The following is a 966-nucleotide window of genomic DNA, read 5'->3' on the forward strand; positions in this document are numbered from 1 at the left end:
GCATCGCCGCAGCCATCGCGCGGCGATCAGCGTAGGAGGCATAACGCATCGAGGCCCGCAGCAGATGCACCACGCAGGTCTGCACGATCGCTTGGGGCCAGACCGCCGTGATCGATTCGGGCAACCCGGTCAAACCGTCGCAGCAGACGAACAGCACGTCACGACAGCCCCGGTTACGCAGTTCGGTGAGCACCCCGTGCCAGAACTTCGCGCCCTCGCTTTGCTGGATCCAGATACCCAGGACCTGCTTGATCCCGTCGACATCGACGCCGATCACCACGTGGGCGGCCTTATTGGCCACCACGCCACCGTCGCGAATCTTGATGCGGATCGCATCGACGTACAGGATCGGATACACCGGATCGACCGGCCGGGCCTGCCAGGCGGCGATCTCATCGACCACCACGTCGGTGACCCGCGAGATCGTGGCTGCTGACACGCTGGCCCTGTAGACCTCGGCCAGGTGCTCGGTGATATCGCGGGTGGACATGCCCCGGGCGTACAGCGACAAGATCATGTCCTCGACACCGCCGAGGCGGCGTTTGCGTTTGGGCACGATCACCGGCTCGAAGCTGCCGTTGCGGTCCCGCGGCACTTCCAGCCCGACGGGGCCGGCGGTGGTCAGCACGGTTTTATGGCCATGGCCGTTACGGGAATTGCCCGAACCAGCCCCGGCGGGGTCGCCGTGTTCGTAGCCGAGGTGATCGGCCATTTCGACATCCAGGGCCCGCTCCAGTACCGATTTGGTGATCGCCGCCAGCAGCCCGTCGGGGCCATCAATCGGGGTGCCGGCGGCTTCGGCATCGGCCAGCAACGCATCCACCGCCGCGGGAGGCAGCAGTTCGGCCAGCTTCGCAGCAGCCGCATTGGAATCAGACTTCGGCAAGATGATCTCTCCTGTCCGGTGGTAGCAGCCTGCCACCACCATTCAGGCCACACCACTTACACAGTCAATGAGACACGCCC

The 966-nt window shown here is 65.2% G+C and carries 1 protein-coding gene; it reads right to left on the reverse strand.

Translation table 11 applies throughout. The features are described from left to right. Nucleotides 1-850, reverse strand: an 850-nt coding sequence (locus ACZYY4_RS23025; RefSeq protein WP_463812333.1) for an IS256 family transposase, incomplete at its 3' end; no start/stop codon positions are given. Nucleotides 851-966 lie beyond the last annotated feature (116 nt).

This window comes from Mycobacterium sp. IDUB_21 (genome assembly GCF_055419425.1).